At 71.5% G+C, this 25033-nt stretch carries 19 protein-coding genes; 13 read left to right on the forward strand and 6 right to left on the reverse strand.

The annotated features are described in order from the left end of the window. The first annotated feature begins 25 nt into the window (after positions 1–25). From E6R62_RS18440 to serA, 5 genes are all read left to right on the forward strand, one after another. Positions 26–2956, forward strand: coding sequence for a bifunctional diguanylate cyclase/phosphodiesterase (locus E6R62_RS18440; RefSeq protein WP_136214554.1), 2931 nt, complete (start codon positions 26–28; stop codon positions 2954–2956). Positions 2957–3186: 230 nt separating this feature from the next. Beyond that, positions 3187–5073 carry an acetolactate synthase large subunit gene (locus E6R62_RS18445; protein ID WP_136214555.1) on the forward strand — a complete coding sequence of 629 codons (1887 nt, stop codon included), beginning with the start codon at positions 3187–3189 and terminating at the stop codon, positions 5071–5073. Between the two features lie 32 nt (positions 5074–5105). Next, the gene (gene ilvN / locus E6R62_RS18450) at positions 5106–5630 is read left to right on the forward strand and encodes an acetolactate synthase small subunit (RefSeq protein WP_136214556.1); all 525 of its coding nucleotides are present in this window, start codon (positions 5106–5108) and stop codon (positions 5628–5630) included. Between the two features lie 148 nt (positions 5631–5778). After that, complete coding sequence (ilvC, locus tag E6R62_RS18455; RefSeq protein ID WP_136214557.1) at positions 5779–6780, forward strand: ketol-acid reductoisomerase; 1002 nt, start codon at positions 5779–5781, stop codon at positions 6778–6780. A 282-nt stretch (positions 6781–7062) separates the two neighbouring features. Next, on the forward strand, positions 7063–8652 hold the full coding sequence (gene serA / locus E6R62_RS18460) for a phosphoglycerate dehydrogenase (protein ID WP_136214558.1): 1590 nt from the start codon (positions 7063–7065) through the stop codon (positions 8650–8652). A gap of 113 nt (positions 8653–8765) precedes the next feature. Here the strand turns inward: serA and E6R62_RS18465 are convergent, their stop codons facing one another. Beyond that, positions 8766–10316 (reverse strand): MFS transporter, encoded by a 1551-nt coding sequence (locus E6R62_RS18465; RefSeq protein WP_136214559.1) that lies wholly within the window; start codon positions 10314–10316, stop codon positions 8766–8768. Between the two features lie 89 nt (positions 10317–10405). Here E6R62_RS18465 and E6R62_RS18470 point away from each other — a divergent pair, with 89 nt between their 5' ends. Together E6R62_RS18470 and E6R62_RS18475 are read left to right on the forward strand one after the other, a co-directional pair. After that, positions 10406–11011, forward strand: coding sequence for a TetR/AcrR family transcriptional regulator (locus E6R62_RS18470; RefSeq protein ID WP_136214560.1), 606 nt, complete (start codon positions 10406–10408; stop codon positions 11009–11011). A gap of 108 nt (positions 11012–11119) precedes the next feature. Further along, a complete protein-coding gene (locus E6R62_RS18475; RefSeq protein WP_240801743.1) occupies positions 11120–12286 on the forward strand; it encodes a GDSL-type esterase/lipase family protein in 1167 nt (388 codons plus the stop codon). Positions 12287–12386: 100 nt separating this feature from the next. Here E6R62_RS18475 and E6R62_RS18480 read toward each other — a convergent pair whose 3' ends face one another. Beyond that, positions 12387–13628, reverse strand: coding sequence for a CdaR family transcriptional regulator (locus tag E6R62_RS18480; protein WP_136214562.1), 1242 nt, complete (start codon positions 13626–13628; stop codon positions 12387–12389). A 199-nt stretch (positions 13629–13827) separates the two neighbouring features. On the opposite strand from E6R62_RS18480, the gene E6R62_RS18485 reads away from it, so the two are divergent. Both E6R62_RS18485 and pruA read left to right on the forward strand, forming a co-directional pair. Next, positions 13828–14754, forward strand: coding sequence for a proline dehydrogenase family protein (locus tag E6R62_RS18485; RefSeq protein WP_136214563.1), 927 nt, complete (start codon positions 13828–13830; stop codon positions 14752–14754). Between the two features lie 32 nt (positions 14755–14786). Further along, positions 14787–16418: an L-glutamate gamma-semialdehyde dehydrogenase gene (gene pruA / locus E6R62_RS18490; RefSeq protein WP_136214564.1), complete on the forward strand. Its 1632-nt coding sequence runs from the start codon at positions 14787–14789 to the stop codon at positions 16416–16418. A gap of 95 nt (positions 16419–16513) precedes the next feature. Here pruA and E6R62_RS18495 read toward each other — a convergent pair whose 3' ends face one another. After that, entirely contained in the window at positions 16514–17437 is a 924-nt protein-coding gene (locus E6R62_RS18495; protein WP_136214565.1) for a zinc-binding dehydrogenase, read from the reverse strand. Positions 17438–17523: 86 nt separating this feature from the next. On the opposite strand from E6R62_RS18495, the gene E6R62_RS18500 reads away from it, so the two are divergent. Further along, on the forward strand, positions 17524–18000 hold the full coding sequence (locus tag E6R62_RS18500; RefSeq protein WP_136214566.1) for a MarR family winged helix-turn-helix transcriptional regulator: 477 nt from the start codon (positions 17524–17526) through the stop codon (positions 17998–18000). 61 nt (positions 18001–18061) lie between these two features. On the opposite strand, the gene E6R62_RS18505 is transcribed toward E6R62_RS18500, so the two are convergent. From E6R62_RS18505 to E6R62_RS18515, 3 genes are all read right to left on the reverse strand, one after another. Beyond that, positions 18062–18763: a nitroreductase family protein gene (locus E6R62_RS18505; RefSeq protein WP_136214567.1), complete on the reverse strand. Its 702-nt coding sequence runs from the start codon at positions 18761–18763 to the stop codon at positions 18062–18064. A 400-nt stretch (positions 18764–19163) separates the two neighbouring features. Further along, the gene (locus E6R62_RS18510; protein ID WP_136214568.1) at positions 19164–21194 is read right to left on the reverse strand and encodes a phosphocholine-specific phospholipase C; all 2031 of its coding nucleotides are present in this window, start codon (positions 21192–21194) and stop codon (positions 19164–19166) included. A gap of 119 nt (positions 21195–21313) precedes the next feature. Next, a complete protein-coding gene (locus tag E6R62_RS18515; RefSeq protein WP_136214569.1) occupies positions 21314–22336 on the reverse strand; it encodes an NADP-dependent oxidoreductase in 1023 nt (340 codons plus the stop codon). 101 nt (positions 22337–22437) lie between these two features. Here E6R62_RS18515 and E6R62_RS18520 point away from each other — a divergent pair, with 101 nt between their 5' ends. The 3 genes from E6R62_RS18520 to E6R62_RS18525 all read left to right on the forward strand — a co-directional run bounded on the left by E6R62_RS18520 (position 22438) and on the right by E6R62_RS18525 (position 24945). Then, the gene (locus E6R62_RS18520; RefSeq protein ID WP_136214570.1) at positions 22438–23316 is read left to right on the forward strand and encodes a LysR family transcriptional regulator; all 879 of its coding nucleotides are present in this window, start codon (positions 22438–22440) and stop codon (positions 23314–23316) included. A gap of 271 nt (positions 23317–23587) precedes the next feature. Further along, positions 23588–23719, forward strand: coding sequence for a hypothetical protein (locus tag E6R62_RS41770; RefSeq protein ID WP_267886449.1), 132 nt, complete (start codon positions 23588–23590; stop codon positions 23717–23719). A 185-nt stretch (positions 23720–23904) separates the two neighbouring features. After that, positions 23905–24945: a 3-isopropylmalate dehydrogenase gene (locus tag E6R62_RS18525; protein ID WP_136214571.1), complete on the forward strand. Its 1041-nt coding sequence runs from the start codon at positions 23905–23907 to the stop codon at positions 24943–24945. Positions 24946–25033 lie beyond the last annotated feature (88 nt).

A 25033-nucleotide genomic window follows, 5' to 3' on the forward strand; every position in this document is an offset into this window, starting at 1 on the left:
CCGAACCGGCCGGCGAGGTGGACCGGTGAGCGCCCCGGGGGCGGGGGCCCTCCTGACCCGGCCGCCGAGCCGGGCCGGGGGCAGGGGCCTGATGATGCAGCTGCTTCTCGCCGCCGCGTGCGCCGGGTACGCCGTCGGATCGGCCCTCGGATGGGGTTCCAAGTTCGTCGCCGACTTCATGGGCGACTTCGGACTGAGCGGGGCCGCGTTGCTGGCCGCCGTCTCCTGCTACGGCTACGCGCGCAGCATCGACCCGCGCGAACGCCCCGCCTGGTTGCTGTTCGCGTTCTCCTCCCTCATGGGCGCCTGCGGGAACGCCGTCTGGGGCTGGTACGAGGTCGTCCTCGGCGCGGAGGTGCCCAAGCACTCGCTCGCCGACTTCGCCTTCCTCTGCTTCGCGCCGCCCGCGATCGTGGGCCTGCTCGTCCTCGCCAAACGCCCCGTCACCCGCGCCGGTTGGGTCTGCCTGGGGCTGGACTCCTGGCTCATCGGCGGCTCCCTGCTGACGCTGTCCTGGAGCCTGGCCCTCGCGAACGCCGCGCGGACCGCCCAGTCCGGGACGCCCAGCAGCGTGCTGAGCGCGGCGCTCACCCTCGCCTACCCGATCCTGGACATCGCGCTCGTCTCGATAGTCCTGGTCCTGCACTTCCGGCGCTCCGAGACCAACCGGTCCGCCGTCAACACCGCCATCGCGGCGTTGGCCCTGACCGTGCTCAGCGACGCCCTGTTCACCTCGCCGCTGCTCAGCGCCGCCTACAAGTCGGGTCAGTTGCTGGACGCCGGCTGGTTCGCCGGCTCGCTGCTCCTCGCCTACGCGCCCTGGGGCGCCCGGCGCAGCCAGCCGGGCCCCGTCCCCCGGCATCCCCGCGGCGACCGCCCGGTCAGCCGTCCCATCACCGGGTCGCTGACCGCCCTCACCCCGTACCTCGCGGCCGCCGTCTGCACGCTGGGCATCCTGTACAACGTCGTGGACGGCCGAAAGGTCGACCGCGTGGTCGTCTTCACCGGCTGCACGGTCGTCCTCGCCCTCGTCATCCGGCAGGGCATCATGCTCCTCGACAACATCGCCCTCACCCAGGAACTGGCCCAGAAGGAGAACCACTTCCGGTCCCTGGTCCAGGGTTCGAGCGACGTCATCATGATCGCCGCGCCCACGGGGACCCTGCGCTACGTCAGCCCCGCCGCCGCCGGGGTGTACGGCCGGGAGGCGGAGGAGCTCGTCGGGAGCGAACTGGCCACGTTGATCCACCCCGACGACCTGGGCCGGGTGGTGCACGAGGTGCGCCGCTTCCTCGCCGCTCCGCCCACCGAGGAGCCCACCACCCGTATCGAGTGCCGGTTCAAGTCGGGCGGCGGCGAATGGCTCAATGTGGAGTCCACCGTCAACCGCCACCAGGGCGGTCTGATCCTCAACAGCCGGGACGTCACCGAGCGGGTCCGCCTCCAGGCCCAGCTCCAGCACAGCGCCGAGCACGACGCCCTGACGGACCTGCCCAACCGGGCCCTGTTCACCCGCCGGGTCCGCCAGGCACTCACCGGCCGTCGGGCCGGCGACCGGAGCACCGCGGTGCTCTTCATCGACCTCGACGGCTTCAAGGCGGTCAACGACACCATCGGGCACCAGGCCGGTGACGAACTGCTCGTGGAGGCCGCGCGCCGGCTCCAGGACTCCGTCCGGGCGGGGGACACGGCCGCCCGCCTCGGAGGCGACGAGTTCGCCGCGCTGATCGTGGGTGACGGCAGCCGCGACCGCAGTGCCCGCGAGTACCTGGTGCGTGAGATCGCCGACCGGCTGCGGGCCACGCTCTCCCAGCCCTACCGGATCTCCGGGAACGAGGTCCGCGTCGCCGCCAGCATCGGGGTGGCCTTCGCGGACCCCGGGATCACGCCCTCGGACCTGATGCGCAACGCCGACCTGGCGATGTACCGGGCCAAGGCGGCCGGCAAGGACCGCGTCGAGTTGTACGCGCCACAGATGCAGACCGCCGCCGCCCGGAAGGCGGAGCCGGTCGGCCGGCCGCGCGCCGCGCTCCAGGAGGGCGAGTTCGCCCTGCTGCACCAGCCCGTGGTGTCGCTGGCCACGGGGGAGGTGACGGCGGTGGCCGCGCAGGCCCGCTGGCGATCCGCCCAGGGGATCTTGTTCACCCCCGCCGAGTTCCTGCGCGTCGCCGAGTCCGGTGAGGGGGCGCACGCCGCCTCCCCGGGGGCCCCCGGCGCCCGGACCGGGGTCGCGGCCCTGCGCGCCGCCGAGCTGGCGCGGCGGCTGCTGGAGCAGGCCGTGGAGCAGGCCGCGGAGCGGCACCGGGTCGGGCACGACGTCCCGGTGGCGGTCCGGATGACCGCCGAGCGCCTGCTGGAGTGGGGAGCACCCCCGGCCGGAACCGGGGGAGCCGCGCCGGAGCCCTCGGTGGAGGCCCTGCTGACCCGGCACGGGCTGCCGTCCGGGGCGCTGGTGATCGAGCTCGCGGACAACGACCCCAGGGTCCCCTTCGACGAGCTGGAGCGGCGCCTGGCGGCCCTGCGCAGGCTCGGCGTCCTGATCGCGCTGGACGGCTTCGGCAGCGGCTACGCGGCCATCAGCGCCCTGCGTCGCCTCCCGGTGGACATGCTCAAGCTGGACCGGGGCCTGGTCGAGGGCCTGGTCGAGTCCACCCGCCTGCGCAAGATCACGGCAGGGCTCTTGCGGATCGCGAACGATCTCGGCATGCAGTCCGTGGCCGACGGGGTGGACCTGCCCGAGCAGGTCACGGCGCTGCGCTCGATGGGGTGCACCCACGGACAGGGCATGGCCTTCTCCGGGCCACTCGACGAATACAGGCTGCGGCGCTCGCTCGTGCGGGGTACGTTCCCGGTACCGGGCGTATCACCCCAGCCCGCCTTGGCCGGCGGCTCGCCCGGTGGCTCGATGGTCACCCATAGGGGCTCACATAATGAGACGCCCGTCCCACCTACTTGACATCGACCTCCCGGCGGAGGGAGGGTCAATGCCATGCGCACCCGAATTCTCGTACTTGGAAAGCGCGTCGGCTGAAGCCGGGGTCGGTATGTCCCCGCTCCACAACGCCCGACGCGCTCCCCTCGCTTGCCTCCCGGCACGAGGGGTTTTTTGTTGCACTGGCACATGCCCCCGGACACGGTCCGGGGGAGACCCCCGCTCCTCGTAAAACCCTCAGCTTCGAGAAGAGAATGCCGATGACCGACCAGGCCACCGGGGCCCACCATCCGCAGCCGCGGCCCCGTACGGGCGGACAGCAGTCCGCCGCAGTTGAGCACGTCACGGGTGCGCAGTCCCTCATCCGCTCTCTCGAAGAGGTGGGGTGCGACACCGTGTTCGGCATCCCGGGCGGCGCGATCCTCCCCGCTTACGACCCGATGATGGACAGCAAGAAGGTCCGTCACATCCTGGTCCGCCACGAGCAGGGGGCCGGGCACGCCGCCACCGGCTACGCCCAGGCCACCGGCAAGGTCGGCGTCTGCATGGCCACCTCCGGCCCCGGCGCCACCAACCTGGTCACGCCGATCGCCGACGCCCACATGGACTCCGTCCCGCTGGTCGCGATCACCGGCCAGGTCTCCTCCAAGGCGATCGGCACGGACGCCTTCCAGGAGGCGGACATCGTCGGCATCACCATGCCGATCACGAAGCACAACTTCCTGGTCACCAAGGCCGAGGACATCCCGCGGACGATCTCCGAGGCCTTCCACATCGCCTCCAGCGGCCGGCCCGGCCCGGTCCTGGTCGACATCGCCAAGGACGCGCTCCAGGCGAAGACCACCTTCTCCTGGCCGCCCACCCACGACCTGCCCGGCTACCGGCCGGTCACCAAGCCGCACGCCAAGCAGATCCGCGAGGCCGCCAAGCTCATCTGCCAGGCCAAGCGCCCGGTCCTGTACGTCGGCGGCGGCGTCATGAAGTCCGGCGCGACCGCCGAGCTCAAGGTCCTCGCCGAGCTGACGGGCGTTCCCGTCTGTACGACCCTGATGGCGCTGGGCTCCTTCCCGGACAGCCACCCCCTGCACGTCGGCATGCCCGGCATGCACGGCTCGGTCACCGGCGTCACGGCGCTGCAGAAGTCGGACCTGCTGATCGCCCTCGGCACCCGCTTCGACGACCGCGTCACCGGCAAGCTGGACAGCTTCGCGCCCTTCGCGAAGGTCATCCACGCGGACATCGACCCCGCGGAGATCGGCAAGAACCGCGAGGTGGACGTCCCGATCGTCGGCGACGCCCGCGAGGTCATCGCCGACCTGATCCAGGCCGTCCAGGCCGAGCACACCGAGGGCAACGCCGGCGACTACAGCGCCTGGTGGAAGGACCTCAACCGCTGGCGCGAGACGTACCCGCTGGGCTACGACCTGCCGGCGGACGGCATGCTCTCCCCGCAGCAGGTCATCCAGCGCATCGGTGAGCTCGCCCCCGAGCACACCATCTACGCGGCGGGCGTCGGCCAGCACCAGATGTGGGCCTCGCACTTCGTCAACTACGAAGAGCCCCGGACCTGGCTGAACTCCGGCGGCGCCGGGACCATGGGCTACGCGGTCCCCGCCGCGATGGGCGCCAAGGTCGGCATGCCCGAACGCACCGTCTGGGCGATCGACGGCGACGGCTGCTTCCAGATGACCAACCAGGAACTGGTCACCTGCGCCCTGAACAACATCCCGATCAAGGTCGCGATCATCAACAACGGCGCGCTGGGCATGGTCCGCCAGTGGCAGACCCTGTTCTACAACCAGCGGTACTCCAACACCGTCCTGCACGCGGACGAGACCGGCCACGACACCGTCGGCTCCCAGCTCGGCGAGTCCGTCGCCCCCCGCCAGGGCACCCGCGTCCCGGACTTCGTCAAGCTGTCCGAGGCCATGGGCTGTGTCGCCCTGCGCTGCGAGGACCCGGCCGACCTGGACCGCGTCATCGCCGAGGCCAACGCGATCAACGACCGTACGGTGGTCGTCGACTTCATCGTCCACGAGGACGCCATGGTGTGGCCGATGGTCGCCGCCGGCACCTCCAACGACGAGGTCATGGCAGCCCGGGGCGTCCGTCCCGACTTCGGCGACAACGAAGACGACTGAGCCGAGAGAGCCTGAGAGAGAGAACGCCTCACATGTCCAAGCACACGCTCTCCGTCCTGGTCGAGAACACGCCCGGCATCCTCGCCCGGATCGCCGCGCTGTTCTCCCGCCGCGGGTTCAACATCGACTCCCTCGCGGTCGGCGTCACCGAGCACCCCGACATCTCCCGCATCACCATCGTCGTGAACGTCGAGGACCTCCCGCTGGAGCAGGTGACCAAGCAGCTGAACAAGCTGGTCAACGTGCTCAAGATCGTCGAGCTGGAGCCGCACAGCGCGATCGAGCGCGAACTCGTCCTGGTGAAGGTCCGCGCCGACAACGAGACCCGCTCCCAGATCGTCGAGATCGTCCAGCTGTTCCGCGCCAAGACGGTCGACGTCTCCCCGGAGGCCGTCACCATCGAGGCCACCGGCGGCAGCGACAAGCTCGGCGCCATGCTCAAGATGCTGGAGCCCTTCGGCATCAAGGAGCTCGTGCAGTCCGGCACGATCGCCATAGGGCGTGGCGGCCGGTCCATCACGGACCGCAGCCTGCGCGCGCTCGACCGCAGCGCCTGACCGACCGCCCCGCGCGGCGGCTTCCGCGACGACCCGCCGGTGATCCGGGGACGACACGCGAGCCGCTCGTATGGCGAGACCGACAAACTCACATTCCGTTCCCCGCCGTACGGTGGGAGCAACACCAGCGCACCAAGGAGATATCCCAGTGGCCGAGCTGTTCTACGAGAACGACGCCGACCTGTCCATCATCGCCGGCCGCAAGGTCGCGGTCATCGGCTACGGCAGCCAGGGCCACGCCCACGCGCTGTCGCTGCGCGACTCCGGCGTCCCGGTCGTGGTCGGTCTGAAGGAAGGCTCCAAGTCCAAGGCCAAGGCCGAGGAGCAGGGCCTCAAGGTCCTCCCCGTGGCCGAGGCGGCCGAGTGGGCCGACGTCATCATGATCCTGACCCCGGACCCGCTCCAGGCCGAGATCTACGAGGAGTCCGTCAAGGACCACCTCAAGGACGGCGACGCGCTCTTCTTCGGTCACGGGTTCAACGTCCGCTACGGCTTCATCAAGCCCCCGGCCAACGTGGACGTCGCCCTCGTCGCCCCGAAGGGCCCGGGTCACCTGGTCCGCCGCCAGTACGAGGAAGGCCGCGGCGTGCCCTGCATCGCCGCCGTCGAGCAGGACTACACCGGCAACGCCTTCGCGCTCGCCCTCTCGTACGCGGCCGGTATCGGCGGAACCCGCGCCGGCGTCATCAAGACCACCTTCACCGAGGAGACCGAGACCGACCTCTTCGGCGAGCAGGCCGTCCTCTGCGGTGGCGCGTCCGCGCTCGTCAAGGCCGGTTTCGAGACCCTGACCGAGGCCGGCTACCAGCCGGAGATCGCGTACTTCGAGTGCCTGCACGAGCTCAAGCTCATCGTGGACCTGATGTACGAGGGCGGCCTGGAGAAGATGCGCTGGTCGGTCTCCGAGACCGCCGAGTGGGGCGACTACATCACCGGCCCCCGCATCATCACCGACGCCACCAAGGCCGAGATGAAGAAGGTCCTCGCGGAGATCCAGAGCGGCGAGTTCGCCAACACCTGGATGGCCGAGTACAAGGCAGGTCTGCCGAAGTACAACGAGTACAAGAAGGCCGACGAGGCGCACCTGCTGGAGACCACCGGCAAGAAGCTGCGCAAGCTGATGAGCTGGGTCGACAACGACGAGAGCTGATCTCGTGAGGCGACGGGGCCGGGATGCGCTCCCGGCCCCGTCGCACAGCACCGCCGGTGCCGATCCGGCCGGATCGGCACCCTCCGGCACCGCCGATTGTCCACCCCGGCCAATCACGGACGGGTGATCTCTCCGTACAGGCGGAGTTCCGGCCCGGAAGCGCTACTACACTGCATAAGACAACGCGTCAGGCCCACAGTGTCGTGCGTCTTCCACGCGGCTACCCCCTCCACCGCCTGCGGCCGTCGGGACGGCCGTCGCACTGGACTTGTGAGGACCCACGTGAGCTCGAAACCCGTCGTACTCATCGCCGAAGAGCTGTCGCCCGCCACCGTGGACGCGCTCGGCCCGGACTTCGAGATCCGGCACGTCAACGGAGCCGACCGCGCGGAGCTGCTGCCCGCGATCGTCGATGTCGACGCGATCCTGGTCCGCTCCGCGACCAAGGTCGACGCCGAGGCGATCGCCGCCGCCAAGAAGCTCAAGGTCGTCGCCCGCGCGGGTGTCGGCCTCGACAACGTCGACGTCTCCGCCGCCACCAAGGCCGGCGTGATGGTCGTGAACGCCCCGACCTCCAACATCGTCACCGCCGCCGAGCTCGCCTGCGGCCTGCTCGTCGCCACCGCCCGCAACATCCCGCAGGCCAACACCGCGCTCAAGAACGGTGAGTGGAAGCGGAACAAGTACACCGGTGTCGAGCTGAGCGAGAAGACCCTCGGTGTCGTGGGCCTCGGCCGCATCGGCGTCCTCGTCGCCCAGCGCATGTCGGCCTTCGGCATGAAGGTCGTCGCGTACGACCCCTACGTACAGCCCGCGCGCGCCGCCCAGATGGGCGTCAAGATGCTGACGCTGGACGAGCTGCTGGAGGTCGCCGACTTCATCACCGTGCACCTGCCCAAGACGCCCGAGACCCTCGGTCTCATCGGTGACGAGGCCCTGCACAAGGTGAAGCCGTCCGTCCGTATCGTCAACGCCGCCCGCGGCGGGATCGTGGACGAGGCCGCGCTGTACTCGGCGATCAAGGAAGGCCGCGTCGCCGGCGCCGGCCTCGACGTGTACGCGAAGGAACCCTGCACGGACTCCCCGCTGTTCGAGCTCGACCAGGTCGTGTGCACCCCGCACCTGGGCGCGTCCACGGACGAGGCGCAGGAGAAGGCCGGCGTCTCGGTCGCCAAGTCGGTGCGACTGGCGCTCGCAGGTGAGCTCGTGCCGGACGCGGTCAACGTCCAGGGCGGTGTGATCGCCGAGGACGTGCGCCCCGGCCTGCCGCTCGCCGAGAAGCTCGGCCGCATCTTCACCGCCCTCGCGGGCGAGGTCGCGGTCCGCCTCGATGTCGAGGTGTGCGGCGAGATCACCCAGCACGACGTCAAGGTGCTGGAACTCTCCGCCCTCAAGGGCGTGTTCGAGGACGTCGTCGACGAGACGGTCTCCTACGTCAACGCCCCGCTGTTCGCGCAGGAGCGCGGTGTCGAGGTCCGGCTGACCACCAGCTCGGAGTCCCCGGACCACCGCAACGTGGTGACCGTACGCGGCACCCTCTCGGACGGCCAGGAGGTCTCGGTCTCCGGCACGCTCGCGGGTCCCAAGCACCTTCAGAAGATCGTCGGCATCGGTGAGTACGACGTCGACCTGGCGCTCGCCGATCAGATGGTCGTCCTGCGCTACTCCGACCGCCCGGGTGTCGTCGGCACCGTCGGCCGCATCCTCGGCGAGGCCGGTCTGAACATCGCGGGCATGCAGGTCGCCCGCGCGGAGGAGGGCGGCGAGGCGCTCGGCGTCCTCACGGTCGACGCCGAGGTCCCGGTCAACGTCCTCGCGGACATCGCCTCCGAGATCGGCGCCGTCTCGGCGCGCACGGTCAGCCTCACCTGATCGTTCCACGGCCCCGAGCGGCCGGGGAGACAAGTGGTTCGAGGACCCGAGCGGTCCGATGACACGGCGGAAGGGCCCGGGGGCGACCCCGGGCCCTTCCGCCTTCCCGTTCCCTACGAGGCCAGGTTCAGGAGGGCTTCGGGAGCCTCCGCCGGCTCCGCCGCGACCGGGGCGGGAGCTCCGATGCCCCGCATCGAGACGACCGCGGCCACCGCCGCCGCGAGCAGCAGCGCCGTACCGCCCCAGGCCGCGTACCGCATCCCGTGGACGAAGGCCTCCCGGGCCAGTGTCAGGACCTGGCCGCCGGTTTCGCCGCCGAGCCGCTGGGCCACCGCGACCGCCCCGCCCAGGGTCTCCCGCACGGCGGGGTCGGCGTCGGCCAGGTCGCCGCGGTAGACGGCGGTTCCGAGGCTGCCGAGGAGCGCCATCCCGAGGGCCCCGCCGAACTCCTGCCCCGTCTCCAGCAGGGAGGCGGCCGAACCGGCCTTCTCGGCGGGGGCCGAGCCGAGCGCCATGTCGGAGACCAGGGACATCACCGTCACGATGCCCGAGGCGAGGACGCCCGCGGCGACCAGCAGCAGCCACAGCGAGTCGGTGTCGACCAGCCCCATCAGGGCGAACCCGACGGCGGCGAGGGCGAACCCGCCGGCGATGACGTAGGCGCGGTCGGTCTTCTGGGCGATGGCCGCACCGACGGGGGCGGCGGCGCCGATCGCCAGCGAGGGGGCGAGGCTCCACAGGGCTGCTTCGAGGGTGCCCATGCCCAGGACCGACTGGAGGTACTGGGTGGTGAAGTAGGCGGAACCCATCATGGCGAAGGCGGCGACGGTGTTCAGGCCGATGCCGGCCCCGAAGCCGCGGCCCCGGAAGAGGTCCCGGCTGATCATGGCGTCCGTACGGGTGCGCTGGCGGCGCAGGAAGACGTACCCGAAGGCCAGGCCGACGGCGACGCTGACGAGGTGGAGCGGCTCGACGCCCTCGGCGGCGATCTCCTTGAGGCCGTAGACCAGCGGCAGGACGGCGGCCATCGACAGCGGGACGCTCGACAGGTCGAAGCGGCCGGGGGCGGGGTCCTTGAACTCCGGGACGAGCAGGGGGACCAGGAGCAGCAGGAGCAGCATCGCGGGGACGTTGACGAGGAAGACCGACCCCCACCAGAAGTGGTCGAGCAGCAGACCGCTCATGACGGAACCGAGGGCGATTCCGCCGGTCATCGCGCCGGACCAGATGGCGATCGCCTGACCGCGCTGCCGGGCGTCCCGGAAGAGGTTGCGGACGAGCGCCAGCGTGGACGGCATCAGGGTCGCGCCGCCGATGCCGAGCAGGACGCGGGCCGCGATCAGCATCTCGGGGCTGGTGGCGTAGGCGGCGCCGACCGAGGCGAGGCCGAAGGCCGTCGCGCCCATCAGCAGCAGCTTGCGGCGGCCGATCCGGTCGCCCAGCGAACCCATGGTGATGAGGAGTCCGGAGAGGGCGAAGGCGTAACTGTCGAAGATCCACAGCTGCTGGGTGGCGCTCGGGTCCAGCTGTCGGGTGATCGCGGGGATGGCGAAGTAGAGGACGGAGACGTCCATCGAGACCAGGAGCAGGGGCAGCACGAGGACGGTGAAGGCGATCCATTCACGGCGGCCGGCCAGGCGGTTCGGAGCGGCGGGGTTCGTCATGGGCAGGACAGTACAAGGGATCTATACGGCTGTCTAGTACGACTGTATAGAACTGCCGTCTAGGACGGTTGTATTGATACCGTGGCGGCATGGGACATCGTGAGGATCTGCTCGCAGGCGCCAAGCAGTGCCTGGTCGACAAGGGATTCGTGCGCACCACGGCGCGCGACATCGTGAAGGCTTCCGGCACCAACCTGGCGTCGATCGGCTACCACTACGGCTCGAAGGACGCCCTGCTCACCCAGGCGTTCATCGAACTCATCCAGGAGTGGGGCGAAGGTTTCCAGGGCGGGCTGGGCGGCGAGGGCGGCTCGCCGGAACGCTTCCGCGCCGTATGGGAGGGGGTCCTGTCCCAACAGGCGGGCGGGGGGCCGATCTGGGCGGCCAGCCTGGAGGTGGCGCTGAGCGGGGACCGGTTGCCGGAACTGCGGAGCATGCTCGCCCACTCCCAGGTGGAGGGGCGCAAGGGCCTGATCGCGATGTTCACCGGGCGACCCGAGGAGGAGCTGACGGAGCGGGAAGTGCGCACCCTGGGCACCTTCTACCAGGCGCTGCTGAACGGTCTGATGATCCAGTGGATCTTCGACCCCGAATCGGCGGCCACCGCCGAGGAGTTCAGCGAGGGGATGCGTCTGGCGGCCGAGCGCATGTGCGAGGCCTCCGGAGGAGAGACGACGGGCGACGGGGACGCGTAGGCCGGATGCGGCCGGGGCGCCGCGACCGCCGGCGTTCCGGCGGAAAGCATGCGGTACCGGGCGCCGCCCTGTGCCTATCGTCGCTGGTCACCCCCCAAGGAGGTCAACGTGACGGAATGGACCACCACCGCTGTCGGACCCGACGTCCTGCGCGGCGCGCTCGAACTGGAGCGCACCGCCCACGGCGTGCTGCCGCACCGGCTGCCCGCCCGGGCGCGGCGACAGTGCCCCGATCCCTACCTCGCGATGGTCGAGTCCCAGCCCTCGGGCGTCCGGCTCGCGTTCCGCACCCGCGCCACCGCCGTGGAACTGGACGTCCTGCCCACCAAGGTGGTCTACCGGGACGCCCCCGCTACGCCGGACGGACTCTACGAGCTGGTCGTCGACGGAGTCGTGACGGACCGGGCGGTCGCCCACGGCGGCAACGTGCGCACCGTCGACATGACGACCGGGGCGGCGGTGACCGACCCCGGGCCGGTCGCCACCGTCCGGTTCACCGGGCTGGCCGACCGCGAGAAGGACGTCGAGATCTGGCTGCCGCAGGCGGAGGTCACCGAGCTGGTGGCGCTGCGCACCGACGCCCCCGTCGCGGCGGTGGCCGACGGCGCCCGCCGGGTGTGGCTGCACCACGGCAGTTCGATCAGCCACGGATCGAGGGATTCCGGCCCCACGGGCACCTGGCCCGCCGTCGCCGCGCGCACGGGCGGCGTGGAGCTGATCAACCTCGGGTTCGGCGGCAACGCGCTGCTCGACCCCTTCACCGCCCGGGCCATGCGGGACGTCCCCGCCGACCTGATCAGCGTCAAGATCGGCATCAACCTGGTCAACACCGACCTGATGCGGCTGCGCGCCTTCGGACCTGCGGTCCACGGCTTCCTCGACACCCTGCGCGAGGGCCATCCGAGCGCGCCGTTGCTGGTCGTCTCCCCGATCCTGTGCCCGATCCAGGAGGACACCCCGGGGCCCCTCGCGCCGGAGTTCGAGGGCGGGACGCTGCGCTTCCGCGCGACGGGCGACCCGGCGGAACGGGCCGCGGGGAAGCTGACGTTGGCCGTCATCAGGGAGGAGCTGGCTCGGATCACCGCGTCGCGCGCGGCCGAAGACCCCAACCTGCACTACCTGGACGGCCGTGAACTCTACGGGGAGTCCGACCTGGCCGGATCGCCGCTGCCGGACGGGCTGCACCCCGACGCCGCCGGTCACCGCCGGATCGGGGAGAGGTTCGCGGAGCGGGTCTTCGGGGAAGGCGGCCCGTTCGCGGCGAAGGGCGCCTGACGGGGCGGACCGTCGGACCACACGGGCCCGTCGGACCGGACGGGCCCGTCCGGTCCGGACGGATCGTCAGGCGAGGCGGGCCGTCAGGCGAGGCGGGCCGTCAGACCAGGCGGGCCGTCTTGAGCGCCATGTGGAGCAGCAGCCGGTCCTCGCCCTCGTCCAGGTCGAGCCCCGTCAGCTGCTCCACCCTGCCCAGCCGGTAGTACAGGGTCTGGCGGTGGATGCCGAGGGCCGCCGCCGCGCGGCCGGCCTGTCCCGCGCAGTCCAGGAACACCTCGGCGGTGCGGGCCAGTTCCCGGTGGGCCGGGCCGAGCAGGACCCGGGTCGCCGGGTCGTCCACGGGGGCCGTCGCCAACGCTGCCAGCATCCGGTAGGGGCCGATCGCCGACCATCGGGCCACCGCGCCGAGCCGGGGCTGGGCGGTCGCCGCCCGGGCCGCCGCCCACGCCTGCGCCCAGGCATCGGCGAGCCCGGCCGGCCCGCGCCGGGGTTCGGCGATCCCGGCCGTCACGGGGGCGGCCGTCGCGGGCCGGGCCGTCGTGGTCCCGGCGGTCGCGGTCGTCGCGGTGGGGGCGGCCGTCGCCGGGGTGGTCCGCCGCGGCAGGAGCCGGGCCGCCACCGTCTCGGCCGGGGCCAGGGCGTCGGCCGAGCGGAGCCTGACCAGCAGGGCCAGGCCACGCTCCGAACCGTCGCCGGGCGACCCCGGGCAGGGCGCCACGCACACCGCCGCCGCGCCGGGCACCGAGCCGGGCGCATCCCCGGCCCACGGGGTCACGCAGACCACCGCGTGCAGGCCGTCGCCGTCCGGGCCCAGGGCGGAGCGCAGCGTGGCCTCCGCCATGTCCCGCTCCCAGCCCCGCCCGGCGGTGAGCGCCGTGCGGAACTCCCGCGAGAGGTCCGCCCCCGCCTTGGCCTCCTGCGCGAGGAGCACCCCGATCCGCTCGGCGACCTCCATGGCGGAGGCCAGCGTCTCAGGCCCGGGTCCCGCGCCCGTTCCGGGCTCCGGGTCCAGGAGCCACACGTAGCCCTGCACGATGCCCCGGTACCGCACCGGGAGGCAGATCCGGCCCCGGAAGACCCCCGCGTCCGGAGCCGCGGGGATGCGTACCGGCCCCGTGGCGCGGGCGATCCCGAAGGCCTCGAACCAGGCGCGGACGGCAGCCGTGGACTGTCGGGTGAGGATCGACCGGGTCCGTACCGGGTCGAGAGTGAGTTCGCCGGAATCACCGTCGCTGTCGTGCGCGCCGAAGGCGATGAGGCGGAAGTCCCGGTTCTCCAGCGTCGCCGGGGCGCCGAGCAGCGCCGAGATCTCGTCCACCAGGTCCTGGTAATCGCCCTTCACCCGGCCATTCTCCCACCCTCGCGACCGGCAGTCAGACATATGTATGAGATAGCCGCCACGGATGCGTGACAGCTGTCGATAGCAGAGGATCGTGGAGATCCTTAGGTTTCACGGTGGTTTTACTTGCGTTTTTCTTACGTCCCCCGCCCATCCGGCGACGGATCGTATGTCCGCTTCTGCCACCCGTTGGAGGTGCCCCGTGCTGGGTCCCGCGATCCTCGCCGCGTCGCGCAGCGACAAGATGCGCCGAATCGTCTCTGCCGCCCCCGTGACCAAGCCCGTGGTGAACCGGTTCATCCCCGGCGAGACGGTCGACCAGGTCATCCCGATCGTCCGGGACCTCACCCGCAAGGGCCTGGAGGTCACCCTCGACGTCGTGGGCGAGGACATCACCACCGTGGAGCAGTCCCACGCCGCGCGGGACGCCTACCTTGAGCTGATCGAGCGCCTCGCCGCCCTGGGCCTGGGCGACAAGGCCGAGATGTCGGTCAAGCTGTCCATGTTCGGCCAGGCGCTGGAGGGCGGTCACGAGCTCGCGCTCGCCAACGTCCGCCCCGTCGTCGAGGCCGCCGCCGCGATCGGCACCACCGTCACCCTCGACGCCGAGGACCACACGACCCTCGACTCGATGTTCGCCATCCACGAGGAACTGCGCCGGGACTTCCCGCAGACCGGATGCGTCATCCAGGCCTACCTCTTCCGCACCGAGGCCGACGCCCGCCGCCTGGCCGCGGCCGGCAGCCGCGTGCGGATCGTGAAGGGCGCCTACAAGGAGCCCGCCGAGGTCGCTTACCAGGACAAGGCCGAGATCGACAAGGCGTACGTCCGGATCATGAGGATCCTGATGGAGGGCGAGGGATATCCGATGATCGGGTCGCACGACCCGCGTCTCATCGCCATCGCACAGGAGCTCGCGCGCGCTGCCGGGCGCAAACTGGACGAGTACGAGTTCCAGATGCTGTACGGCATCCGCGGCGAAGAGCACCTGCGGCTGGCCGCCGAGGGTCACCGGATGCGCGTCTACACCGCCTACGGGACGGACTGGTACGGCTACTTCATGCGCCGCCTGGCGGAGAAGCCGGCCAACCTGCTCTTCTTCCTCCGCTCGATGATCACCAAGAACTAGGTCCAGAACTAGCTCAAGGAGTTACCAGCCCCATGGATGCTGTGACCCAGGTCCCCGCGCCGGTCAACGAGCCGGTCCACTCGTACGCCCCCGGCAGCCCGGAGCGCGCACGTCTCGAAATCCAGCTCAAGCAGCTGTCCGAGAACCCGATCGACCTCCCGATGACGATCAACGGCGTCAAGCGGATGGGCGGCGGCGAGCGTTTCGACGTCGTGCAGCCGCACGACCACAAGTCGGTGCTGGGCACATACGCCAACGCCACCGAGGCCGACGCCCGGGAGGCCGTCGACGCCGCCCTGGCCGCCGCTCCGGCCTGGCGCGCGATGTCCTTCGACGACCGCGCCGCGATCATCCTGCGCGCCGCCGACCTGCTGGCCGGCCCCTGGCGGGAGAAGCTGGCCGCGTCCACGATGCTCGGCCAGTCGAAGACCGCCCAGCAGGCGGAGATCGACACGCCGTGCGAGCTGGTCGACTTCTGGCGCTTCAACGTCCACTTCGCCCGCCAGATCCTGGCGGAGCAGCCGGCCGCGAACAGCGCGGGCGTGTGGAACCGCAGCGACCACCGCCCCCTCGAAGGCTTCGTCTACGCGATCACCCCGTTCAACTTCACGGCCATCGCCGGCAACCTGCCGACCGCCCCGGCCCTGATGGGCAACGTGGTCGTGTGGAAGCCGTCCCCGACGCAGACCCACTCCGCGGTCCTGCTGATGGAGCTCCTGGAGGCGGCCGGTCTGCCCAAGGGCGTCATCAACCTGGTGACGGGCGACGGCATCGCCGTCTCCGAGGTGGCCCTGAACCACCCCGAGCTGGCGGGCATCCACTTCACCGGTTCGACCAAGACCTTCCAGTACCTGTGGAAGACGGTCGGCAACAACATCGAGAAGTACCGGTCCTACCCGCGCCTGGTCGGCGAGACCGGCGGCAAGGACTTCGTCGTCGCGCACCCGTCCGCGGACCGCGACATCCTCAAGACGGCGCTGACCCGCGGCTCCTTCGAGTTCCAGGGCCAGAAGTGCTCGGCCTCCTCCCGCGCCTACATCCCGGCGTCCATCTGGAACGACGGCTTCAAGGAGGCCTTCGCGGCCGAGGTCGACGGCATCGCCATGGGTGACGTCCGCGACCTGACGAACTTCATCGGCGCCGTCATCGACGAGCGCTCGTTCGCCAAGAACAAGGCCGCGATCGACCGCGCCAAGGCCGACCCGACCTGCACCATCGTCGCGGGCGGCACGTACGACGACTCGGAGGGCTACTTCGTCCGCCCGACCGTCATCGAGTGCACGGACCCGGAGAACGAGGTCTTCACGACCGAGTACTTCGGCCCCATCCTGGCCGTCCACGTCTACGAGGACGAGCGGTTCGACGCGATGCTGGAGCAGATGGAGTCGGTGTCGGCGTACGCGCTGACCGGCGCCGTCATCGCCCAGGACCGCTACGCGGTGGCCGACGCGATGGACAAGCTCCGCTTCGCGGCGGGCAACTTCTACATCAACGACAAGTCGACCGGCGCCGTCGTCGGCCAGCAGCCCTTCGGCGGCGGCCGCGCCTCGGGCACGAACGACAAGGCCGGCGCGGCGTCGAACCTGCTGCGCTGGACCTCGACCCGCTCCATCAAGGAGACGCTGGTCCCGCCGACGGACTACGCGTACCCGCACATGGGCTGACCGCCCCGCCGAACCCCGCCCCCGTTCCGGTACCCCCAAGCCCGGAGCGGGGGCGGTCTCCATTCCACGGCACGAGCACGTCGCGGCCGGGCACGTCACGGCACCAAGACCACTTTGCCGAGGTTGCGCCGCTCCTCGATGAGCGCGTGCGCGCGGGCCGCCTCGGCCAACGGGACCTCCTCGTGCACGGACGCGCGCAGGGTGCCGGCGTCCCACAGCTCCCACACCTCGCGCGACCAGGCCGCGTACACCGCGGGTTGGCCGAGGGCGACGGACCGCATCTGGAAGCCGATCACCGACGCGCCGCGCACCAGCAGTTCGTACGCCTCCACCGTCCCGCCGCCGGAGCCGTAGGCCACGAGCCGGCCGCCGGGCGCGAGGGCGCGCACGGCGGGGGAGAGCAGATCGCCGCCGACACCGTCGAGGACGATGTCGTACGGGCCTGCCCAGTCCGCGTCCCCGTACACGACGACCTCGTCGGCGCCGAGGCCGCGCACGAAGTCGGCCTTGGCCCGGTCGCCGACGGCGGCCACCACGCGCCCGGCGCCACCGGCCTTGGCGTACTGGAGCGCGAGGCCTCCGACGGCACTGGCCGCCGCCGTCACCAGCACCGACTCCCCGGGCTCCGGGCGCGCGGCCTCGTACGCCCCGCGTGCCACCAGGCCGCTGCGCACGAGCGCGACCGCCTCGACGGCGCTCGCGCCGTCGGGCACGCGGGAGGCCATGGCGGCGGGCACGACGGCGACCTCGGCGTAGGCGTCCGCGAAGCAGAGGCCGGTGACGCGGTCCCCGACGGCGAAGCCGGTCACCCCGGCGCCGAGGGCCTCCACGGTGCCCGCGACCTCGCCGCCGAGCGGCATCGGCTCGCCGCTCTCGCGCACCTTGCGGACGGTGGGCAGCGTGACGCCGATCGCCTCGGCGCGCACCAGGAGTTCCCCGCCGGCGGGGCGGGGGAGTTCCGCCTCCTCGCAGAACAGCACCTCGGGACCGCCGTTGACCTCATACCGAACACGCCGCACAGGACCTCCTCGATCCAATTCATTGGGACACCCAACGATAACGTTAATCGTGGGGATGTCCAACGATTTTCGGATAGGTTGAGTCCATGACCTCAGCGCTCGCCCACATCCAGTCCCTGCCGAGTTGGCTCGTCGGTCGCGTGGCGGCCCGGGGGCGCGCCCTGGTCGCCGACGCGCTCGCCGCGGAGGGACTCAAGCTCGCCCATCACGCGGTCCTCGCCGCGACGGACGAGTACGGCCCCCTCGCCCAGGCCGACCTGGGCCGCCGGCTGGCCATCGACCCCAAGGACCTGGTCGGCCTGCTCAACCACCTCCAGGACGCGGGCCTCGTCCTGCGGGTCCCGGACCCCGCCGACCGCCGCAAGAACTCCGTCAGCCTCACCCCGGCGGGCGCGGACACCCTGGCCCGCTGCGGGGTCCTGGCGCAGGAGGCGAACGCGGAGTTCCTCGCGCCGCTGACGCCGCAGGAGCGGCGCACGCTCATGGCCCTGCTGGGCCGGATGCACGGCGCGGCCCGGGACGGCGCCGCCCACGATGACGCCGCCGGGAGCGATGCCCCGTAGGACGGCGCCTCGTAGGGCGGCGTCCCAAGAGGCGACGGGCCGCGCCCGGGGCCGGGAGCGGTCAGACCTCGACCAGAACCTGGTCCAGGGACTTGCGGAGCAGGTCAGGGACCTCGCAGTCCTCCGAGGGGTAGCCGACCGGGATGACGGCGAAGGCCTTCTCGTTCTCCGGGCGGTTCAGGACGTGGGCCAGGAAGCGCATCGGGCTCGGTGTGTGCACGAGGGCGGACAGGCCGCTGAGGTGGAGCGCGGCCAGCAGCATGCCCACCGCGATGCCGACGGACTCGTCGACGTAGTAGTGCTTGCGCTTCGTGCCGTCCGGGCCGAGCCAGTAGCGCTGCTGGAAGACCACGATCAGGGCGGGCGCGTCGGTCAGGTGCGTCTTGACGGCGTCCGTGCCGATCGGGCGCAGCGCGGCGAGCCACTCGTCGCCGAGACGGCCGTCGTAGGAGATCTGTTCCTCCTGCTCCGCCGCGGCGCGGATCTGCTGTCGGACGGCCGGGTCCTTGACGAGGACGAACGTCCACGGCTGCTGGTGCGCGCCGGACGGGGCGGTCGCCGCGCAGGCGATGGCGTCCCGGACGACCTGCTCCGGGACCGGGTCGGTCGAGAACCGGCGGACGCTGCGCCGTTCGTCCATCCGCGCCCGCAACTCGGCCGCGCGCGCCAGGGATTCGTGGCTCGGCATGCGCGCCGGGCCGTAGGCGACGGGCCGGTAGGGCTGACCGTGGGTGGGGGTCCAGTGCTGGGTCTCGTGCGACATGCGCAGATCTTCACGCGGAGGAGGGGTCGCCGCCAGATTCCCGCCGCCGCCCGCTGTCCGATCTGTGCGTTCAGGGGAGGTTTGGGGGCGACGTGTGCCGGTCGATTCCGGGGGCGGGACGGGCATGTCCCGACAGGCGCGCCCGCAGGCGGGGGGCGGCCCCAGCCGGGAGGGTCCGCCCGCCGTGCCCACCGCGCGCGGCCGGACCACTGCCGGCGCGGAGCGCCCGCCCCGGCGACCGACCTGCGCGGGTGTGGCGCGGTCCGCTGTGGACCACGCCCCCGATCGGCCGGCCCCCGAAAGGTGCCCGCCGGGGACCGCCGACCGCGCGAGGGGCTCTCCGAATTCCGGAACGGCCGCGCGTTTCCGGCCTTTTCCGCCGCCCCGGACCAGGCTCCCGCTACGAGCCCGAGACGCTCGGCGCGCCCGTTTCGATGTGGCCCGTGTAACGGCGCGACCAGGTGCCGTCGCAGTCCGCCAGGATCGTGAAGTCGTACCAGCCGTTGTTGTACGCGACCGCGTTGAAGTAGTCCTCGCGGGAGGAGTTCGCCGGGACGGTGTACGTCCACGGGCCGTCCGTGCGGTAGGCGTTCGAGCGGACCGTGAAGGTGACCGGCGCGGCCGAGGCGTTGGTCATCTTGAGGTACAGCGCCGTCTTGCCCGTGCCCGGCTCCACGGCGTAGCGGGCGGCGACCTCGACCGACTTCCCCGCCTTCGACGCGTCGCCGATGAAGCGCCGCAGGAAGCGGTTGGGGCCGTACATCGAGATGTCGTACTTGCCGGAGCCGCTGCCGAACCCGATGTTGAAGTAGTCCGTCGCGGTGGAACCGGCGTCGACCGTGTACTGCCAGGCCGCCGTGTCGCGGTACTGGTGCGGGTGGATCGAGAAGTGCGCGGCCCGCTTCGCCGGCGCGCCCTGGTTGGTCATCGAGAACCAGGCCAGGATCTTGCCCGCCGCACCGTACTCGAAGCGGTCGAGGTTTCCGTTCGGCTGGTACGGCAGGGCCCGCGCCGGACGGTTGCCCGCCTCCTGCGCGGGGAGGGCGTTGTCCTGCGGCGCCGGGTTGGGCAGCGGGCCGCAGGTCGACTGGCCGATGACCTTCGCGGTCGGGGGCAGTCCGGCGGGGACGCCGTAGACGGGGTGCGCGAAGTCGAATACGCCCGTCAGGTCGCCCGTCACCCCGCGGCGCCACGCGCTGATGTCGGGGCAGGTCGCGGGGGTGCCCAGGGCCGAGGTCCACGTCTCCATGAAGCGGAGCACCGAGGTGTGGTCGAAGACCTCGGAACTGACCCAGCCGCCCCGCGTCCACGGGGACATCACGATCATCGGCACGCGGAAGCCGAGGCCGATCGGGGTGCCGTCGATGTACTCGCCGGGAGTGCCGGGCGGGGCGACCGGCGGGGCGACGTGGTCGAAGAAGCCGTCGTTCTCGTCGTAGTTCAGGAAGAGGACGGTGGAGTCGAAGACCTCCGGGTTCGCGGCGAGGGCCCGGTAGACCAGGTCGACGAAGTGCGCGCCGTCGCCGGGAGGCGCGTAGGGGTGTTCGGAGAAGGCCTCGCTCGCCACGACCCACGACACCTGGGGCAGAGTGCCGGCGACCACGTCGGCGCGGATCGCCGCCGCGATGTCGTCCGGGGTGGAGCCGGTGACCTTGGGGACGGAGCCCATGCCCCGGTCCCACAGCGGGTCGCCGGGGGCCGCGTCCGTGAACTTCTTGAAGTAGGCCAGGCCGTTGTCGCCGTAGTTGTCCTGGGCGTTCTGGTAGACCTTCCAGCTCATCCCGGCCCGCTGGAGGGCCTCGGCGTACGTCTCCCAGGTGAGCCCGGACTCGTCGCCGCCGTCCTTGCTGCCCGCGTCGACCTTTCCGCTCCACAGGAACGTCCGGTTGGGGCCCGTCGCGCTGAGGGTGGAGCAGAAGTAGGCGTCGCAGACGGTGTAGGCGTCGGCGAGCCCGTAGTGGAACGGTATGTCGCCGCGGTCGAGGTAGCCGAGGGTGCGGGTGTTGCCGACGCCGGTGACCCAGTTGTCCATCCGGCCCTTGTCCCAGGCGGCGTGCTGCGAGGACCAACTGTGCGGGAGGTCCCCGTCGCACTGGGCCAGGGTCTCGCCGTCGACACCGCCGGCGGCGGGGGTCGCGCTCAGCTTCCAGGGGTACTGGCGGCCGCCCCAGTTGGGCTGGTTGAACGTGCCCCAGCCGCCCGGGATGTTGCCGGCCGCGCGGTCACCGAAGCCGCGGACGCCCCTCAGTCGGCCGAAGTAGTGGTCGAAGCTGCGGTTCTCCTGCATGAGGATGACCACGTGCTTCACATCGGTGATCGTGCCGGTCGCGGCGGCCGCGGCCGCCGTCGTCGACGTGACCGCGGGCAGGGTGGCCCCCGCCACCAGCCCCGCGCCGATACCCACGAAACCTCTGCGGCTGATCGGTGTCACTGGCTACTCGCCTCCAACCCACGTGCCCCGGCGGCACATTGAGCGAAAGAGTGGCGGGCGCCGGGCCAAAGGTCTACATCCGTGCGGTAAGAAGTCGGTGAACTTCCGGGTGGCCGGAATCAACCCTCGACGCGAACGAGCATCTTGCCCAGATTGTCCCCGTGGAGCATGCCCAGGAACGCCTCCACCGTGTGATCGAACCCCTGCGCAACGGTGGTGTCGGTACCGATCCGCCCACTGCGCAGGTGCGGGACCAGGAACTCCTCCAGCTCGTCCTGCAGATTGGTGTGATGGCGAACCAATACCCCCTCCAGCCGCAAGGACTTGTGCACGACCTCGAACAGGTTGCGCGGCGCGGCGGGGGAGCGGTCGCCGTTGTACATCGAGATGGCCCCCACCCAGGCGATCCGCCCGAACTCGCGCAGCACGTCGATCGCGCCCTCCAAATGGTCGCCGCCGACGTTGTCGACGTACACGTCGATACCGCCCCCACCGGCCGCCGCGGCCTGCGCGAGCTGCTCGCCGACCGGGCCGTCGTGGTAGTCGAAGGCGGCGTCGAAACCCAACTCGCCCGTCAGGTGGGCGACCTTGGCCGCCGAGCCCGCGCTGCCGATGATCCGGCGGGCGCCGAGCAACCGGGCGATGTGTCCGGTGGCCGTGCCCACCCCGCCCGCGGCGGCGGAGACGAAGAGGTCCTCGCCCTCGCGCAGGGCGGCCGTCCGGGTCAGCGCGGCGTAGGCGGTCAGGCCGGTGCCGCCGAGGATGGAGAGGTACGCCTCCAGCGGGACCCCGTCGTGGTTCCTCAGCCTGCGGGTGCCGTCCACGCCCAGGGTGACCAGCGCGTGGGTACGCCAACCCCGCCGGTGGAAGACGAGGTCCCCTTCGGCCAGGCCGGGGTCCCGGGAGGCGACCACCCGGCCGACCGCGCGCCCCTCCAGGGGGGTGCCCAGCTCGAAGCCGCCCTCGCCGCCGTCCATCAGCCCTCGGTGGTACGGGTCCACGGACAGCAGGAGGTTGTGGACCAGGGCGGTCCCGGGGGCGGGCGTGGGGACCGGGGTCCGTACGTAGGCGAAGTCGTCGGCGGTGGGGAAGCCGGTGGGGCGGGCTATCTGGTGGACGGCGTAGCCGGTCTGCGTGGTCATGCCAGTGACCGTAGGGAGGAATCACCGGCCCGGGCAGGGGGTTGGGCTCATGGAAGCCCCACATCCATGAATCCCGCTCAGAGAACGAGGTGAGGGCCCGCGTGGCCGAGCTCGCTCCGCAGGAACTGCGCATCCTGGTCGCCGTCGCCGAAACCGGCGGCTTCTCCGCCGCCGGCGCCGCGCTCGGCATCGGCCAGTCGGCGATCTCGCACTCGGTACGCGGCAGCGAGGCCAAGGTCGGCGCGGTGCTCTTCGAGCGCGGGCGCGCCGGGGCGACGCCCACCCCGGCCGGGGAGCGGGCCGTCGCCCTGGCCCGACGCATCCTGCGCCTCCACGAGGTCATGGGCGCCGAGGTCCGGGCGGCCGGGCGGCCCCCGGCCGAGGCGGTGGAAGGCGTGCTGCGCGTCGCGGCGTTCCGCAGCGCCGCCCTCCACCTGCTGCCGCCCGCGCTGGAGCGGCTCACCGCCCGCCATCCGGGTGTGCGGCCCGAGGTCCGGGTCGTGCGCGAGCTGGGCGCCGGTACCGCCGGGGAGGTCCTCGCGGGCCGGGCCGACCTGGGCATCGCCACCCTCGGCGGCCCGACGGGGCTGCCGCCCGGTCTGCTGAGCGGGGTCATCGCCGAGGAGGCGTACGCCCTGGTCCACCCGGTGGGTCACCCGGACCCCAGGACGCTGCCGCTCCTGGACTGGGACGAGAACTGCGGCTCCCACACCCGGTCCTGGTGGGCGGCCCAGGACTGGATCCCGCGGGCCACCGTGAAGGCGGAGGACGACGGCATGGTGTTGACCATGGTGGGCCGGGGGCTGGGAATGGCGATCCTGCCCGAGCTGTCGCTGCGCGAGGCGGGGGGAAGCGTGGAGATCGCCGACCTGGGGCCGGGCAGGCCGGTGAGGCAGGTGGGATACGTCACCATGCCGGAATCGGCGTCCACTCTCGCCGTGAGGGCTCTGATCAGGGAACTTCGGTCGTACAACGGCTGAAAGGGAAGCGCTTCGGGGTCGATCGGGCGCTCCGTTCGAGTCATTCTCGTCTCAGATACTAGGAAGTCCGAGTAATTGCGGAGACAGACAGCGGCACCTGCCCTAGCTTTGTAGGAGCCGAACGTTTCGCTCATCCGGCGAATGGCGGTCGAGAGCGTGCGCCCCCTGGCAGGCAACCCCTGCGGCGCACCGCCCCCCGCCTCTTCCGGCGCCTTGAAGGAACCCCTCATCCGTGGCTCCGCCACGCCGTGATCTCAAGGAGTCGATCACCATGACCCCCACGACCGCCGCGGTTCGCCGCATCCGTCACTCCTCCACCGCCGACGCCGACCGCAAGAACGCCGCCGCGGCTCTCCAGCGCGCGCTGGACCGCCGCGACAACGGCGGCTCGACGGGCCACTGAGCCGCCCCGCGGCCCGTGGCCACCTCGTGACGTCCCGGTCCCGTTGACGTCCCCGCCCCGTCCGGGCCGCAACCCCGGACGCGGCACCGGCCGTCCCGCCATCCGCACGGGTCGCGCGGGCCCGCATAGGTCCACATGGTGGACGGAAGATGTCTGAGGGCTGGGACAGGGAGTACGGTTCCGACATGTCGACCAGCATCAAACTCGCAGTGATCCCCGGTGATGGCATCGGCCAGGAAGTCGTGGCTCAGGGCCTCAAGGTCCTTACCGCGGTCCTGCCCCAGGATGTGAAGCTGGAGACCAAGGAGTACGACCTCGGCGCCCGGCGCTGGCACCGCACCGGTGAGACCCTCCCGGACGCGGAGCTCGAAGAGCTCAAGCACCACGACGCGATCCTGCTGGGCGCCATCGGCGACCCCTCGGTCCCCTCGGGGGTCCTGGAACGCGGTCTGCTGCTGAAGCTGCGCTTCGCCTTCGACCACTTCATCAACCTGCGCCCCTCGAAGCTCTTCCCCAACACCGCCACGCCGTTGGCCGGTCGTCCGGAGATCGACTTCGTGGTGGTGCGCGAGGGCACCGAGGGTCCCTACACCGGCAACGGCGGCAGCCTGCGCACGGGGACCCCGGCCGAGGTGGCCACCGAGGTCAGCATCAACACCGCGTACGGTGTGGAGCGCGTCGTCCGCGACGCGTACGAGCGGGCCAACGCCCGCCCCCGCAAGAAGCTGACGCTGGTCCACAAGAACAACGTCCTCGTGTACGCGGGCCACATGTGGAAGAACATCTTCGACAAGGTCGGCCGGGAGTACCCCCAGGTCACCACCGACTACCTGCACGTCGACGCCGCGACGATCTTCTTCGTCACGCAGCCCGAGCGCTTCGACGTCATCGTCACGGACAACCTCTTCGGTGACATCCTCACCGACCTGGCCGCGGCCGTGACCGGCGGAATCGGCCTCGCCGCCTCCGGGAACATCAACCCGACCGGCGCCTTCCCGTCCATGTTCGAGCCCGTCCACGGCTCGGCCCCGGACATCGCCGGCACCGGCAAGGCCGACCCGACCGCGACGATCCTGTCCGTCGCCCTCCTGCTGCGCCACCTGGGCTACGAGGCTCAGGCCGTCCGCATCGAGGAAGCGGTCTCCGCCGACCTGGCGGAGCGGGACGGAACCTTCCGCTCCACCGACGCGATCGGCGACGCCCTCGCCGCGCGAGTAGCCGGCTGACCCGGCAGAGCTCCACACCCAGGAAGCCGCCGGGTCGCGATCCCGCACCCGGCGGCTTCTCCTGCGCGGCCCCGGGTGCCACCATCTC

The sequence above is a fragment of the Streptomyces sp. A1136 genome (assembly GCF_004795055.1).
Taxonomy (GTDB): Bacteria; Actinomycetota; Actinomycetes; order Streptomycetales; family Streptomycetaceae; genus Streptomyces.

What these genes read in the sequence shown, in the direction of transcription:
- ilvN (WP_136214556.1), top strand. Translation starts at nt 5,106, where the DNA reads ATGTCCAAGCACACGCTCTCCGTCCTGGTCGAGAACACGCCCGGCATC.
- E6R62_RS18505 (WP_136214567.1), bottom strand. Translation starts at nt 18,763, where the DNA reads ATGTCGCACGAGACCCAGCACTGGACCCCCACCCACGGTCAGCCCTAC.
- E6R62_RS18465 (WP_136214559.1), bottom strand. Translation starts at nt 10,316, where the DNA reads ATGACGAACCCCGCCGCTCCGAACCGCCTGGCCGGCCGCCGTGAATGG.
- E6R62_RS18525 (WP_136214571.1), top strand. Translation starts at nt 23,905, where the DNA reads ATGTCGACCAGCATCAAACTCGCAGTGATCCCCGGTGATGGCATCGGC.
- E6R62_RS18445 (WP_136214555.1), top strand. Translation starts at nt 3,187, where the DNA reads ATGCCGATGACCGACCAGGCCACCGGGGCCCACCATCCGCAGCCGCGG.
- E6R62_RS41770 (WP_267886449.1), top strand. Translation starts at nt 23,588, where the DNA reads ATGACCCCCACGACCGCCGCGGTTCGCCGCATCCGTCACTCCTCCACC.
- E6R62_RS18470 (WP_136214560.1), top strand. Translation starts at nt 10,406, where the DNA reads ATGGGACATCGTGAGGATCTGCTCGCAGGCGCCAAGCAGTGCCTGGTC.
- E6R62_RS18500 (WP_136214566.1), top strand. Translation starts at nt 17,524, where the DNA reads ATGACCTCAGCGCTCGCCCACATCCAGTCCCTGCCGAGTTGGCTCGTC.
- pruA (WP_136214564.1), top strand. Translation starts at nt 14,787, where the DNA reads ATGGATGCTGTGACCCAGGTCCCCGCGCCGGTCAACGAGCCGGTCCAC.
- E6R62_RS18515 (WP_136214569.1), bottom strand. Translation starts at nt 22,336, where the DNA reads ATGACCACGCAGACCGGCTACGCCGTCCACCAGATAGCCCGCCCCACC.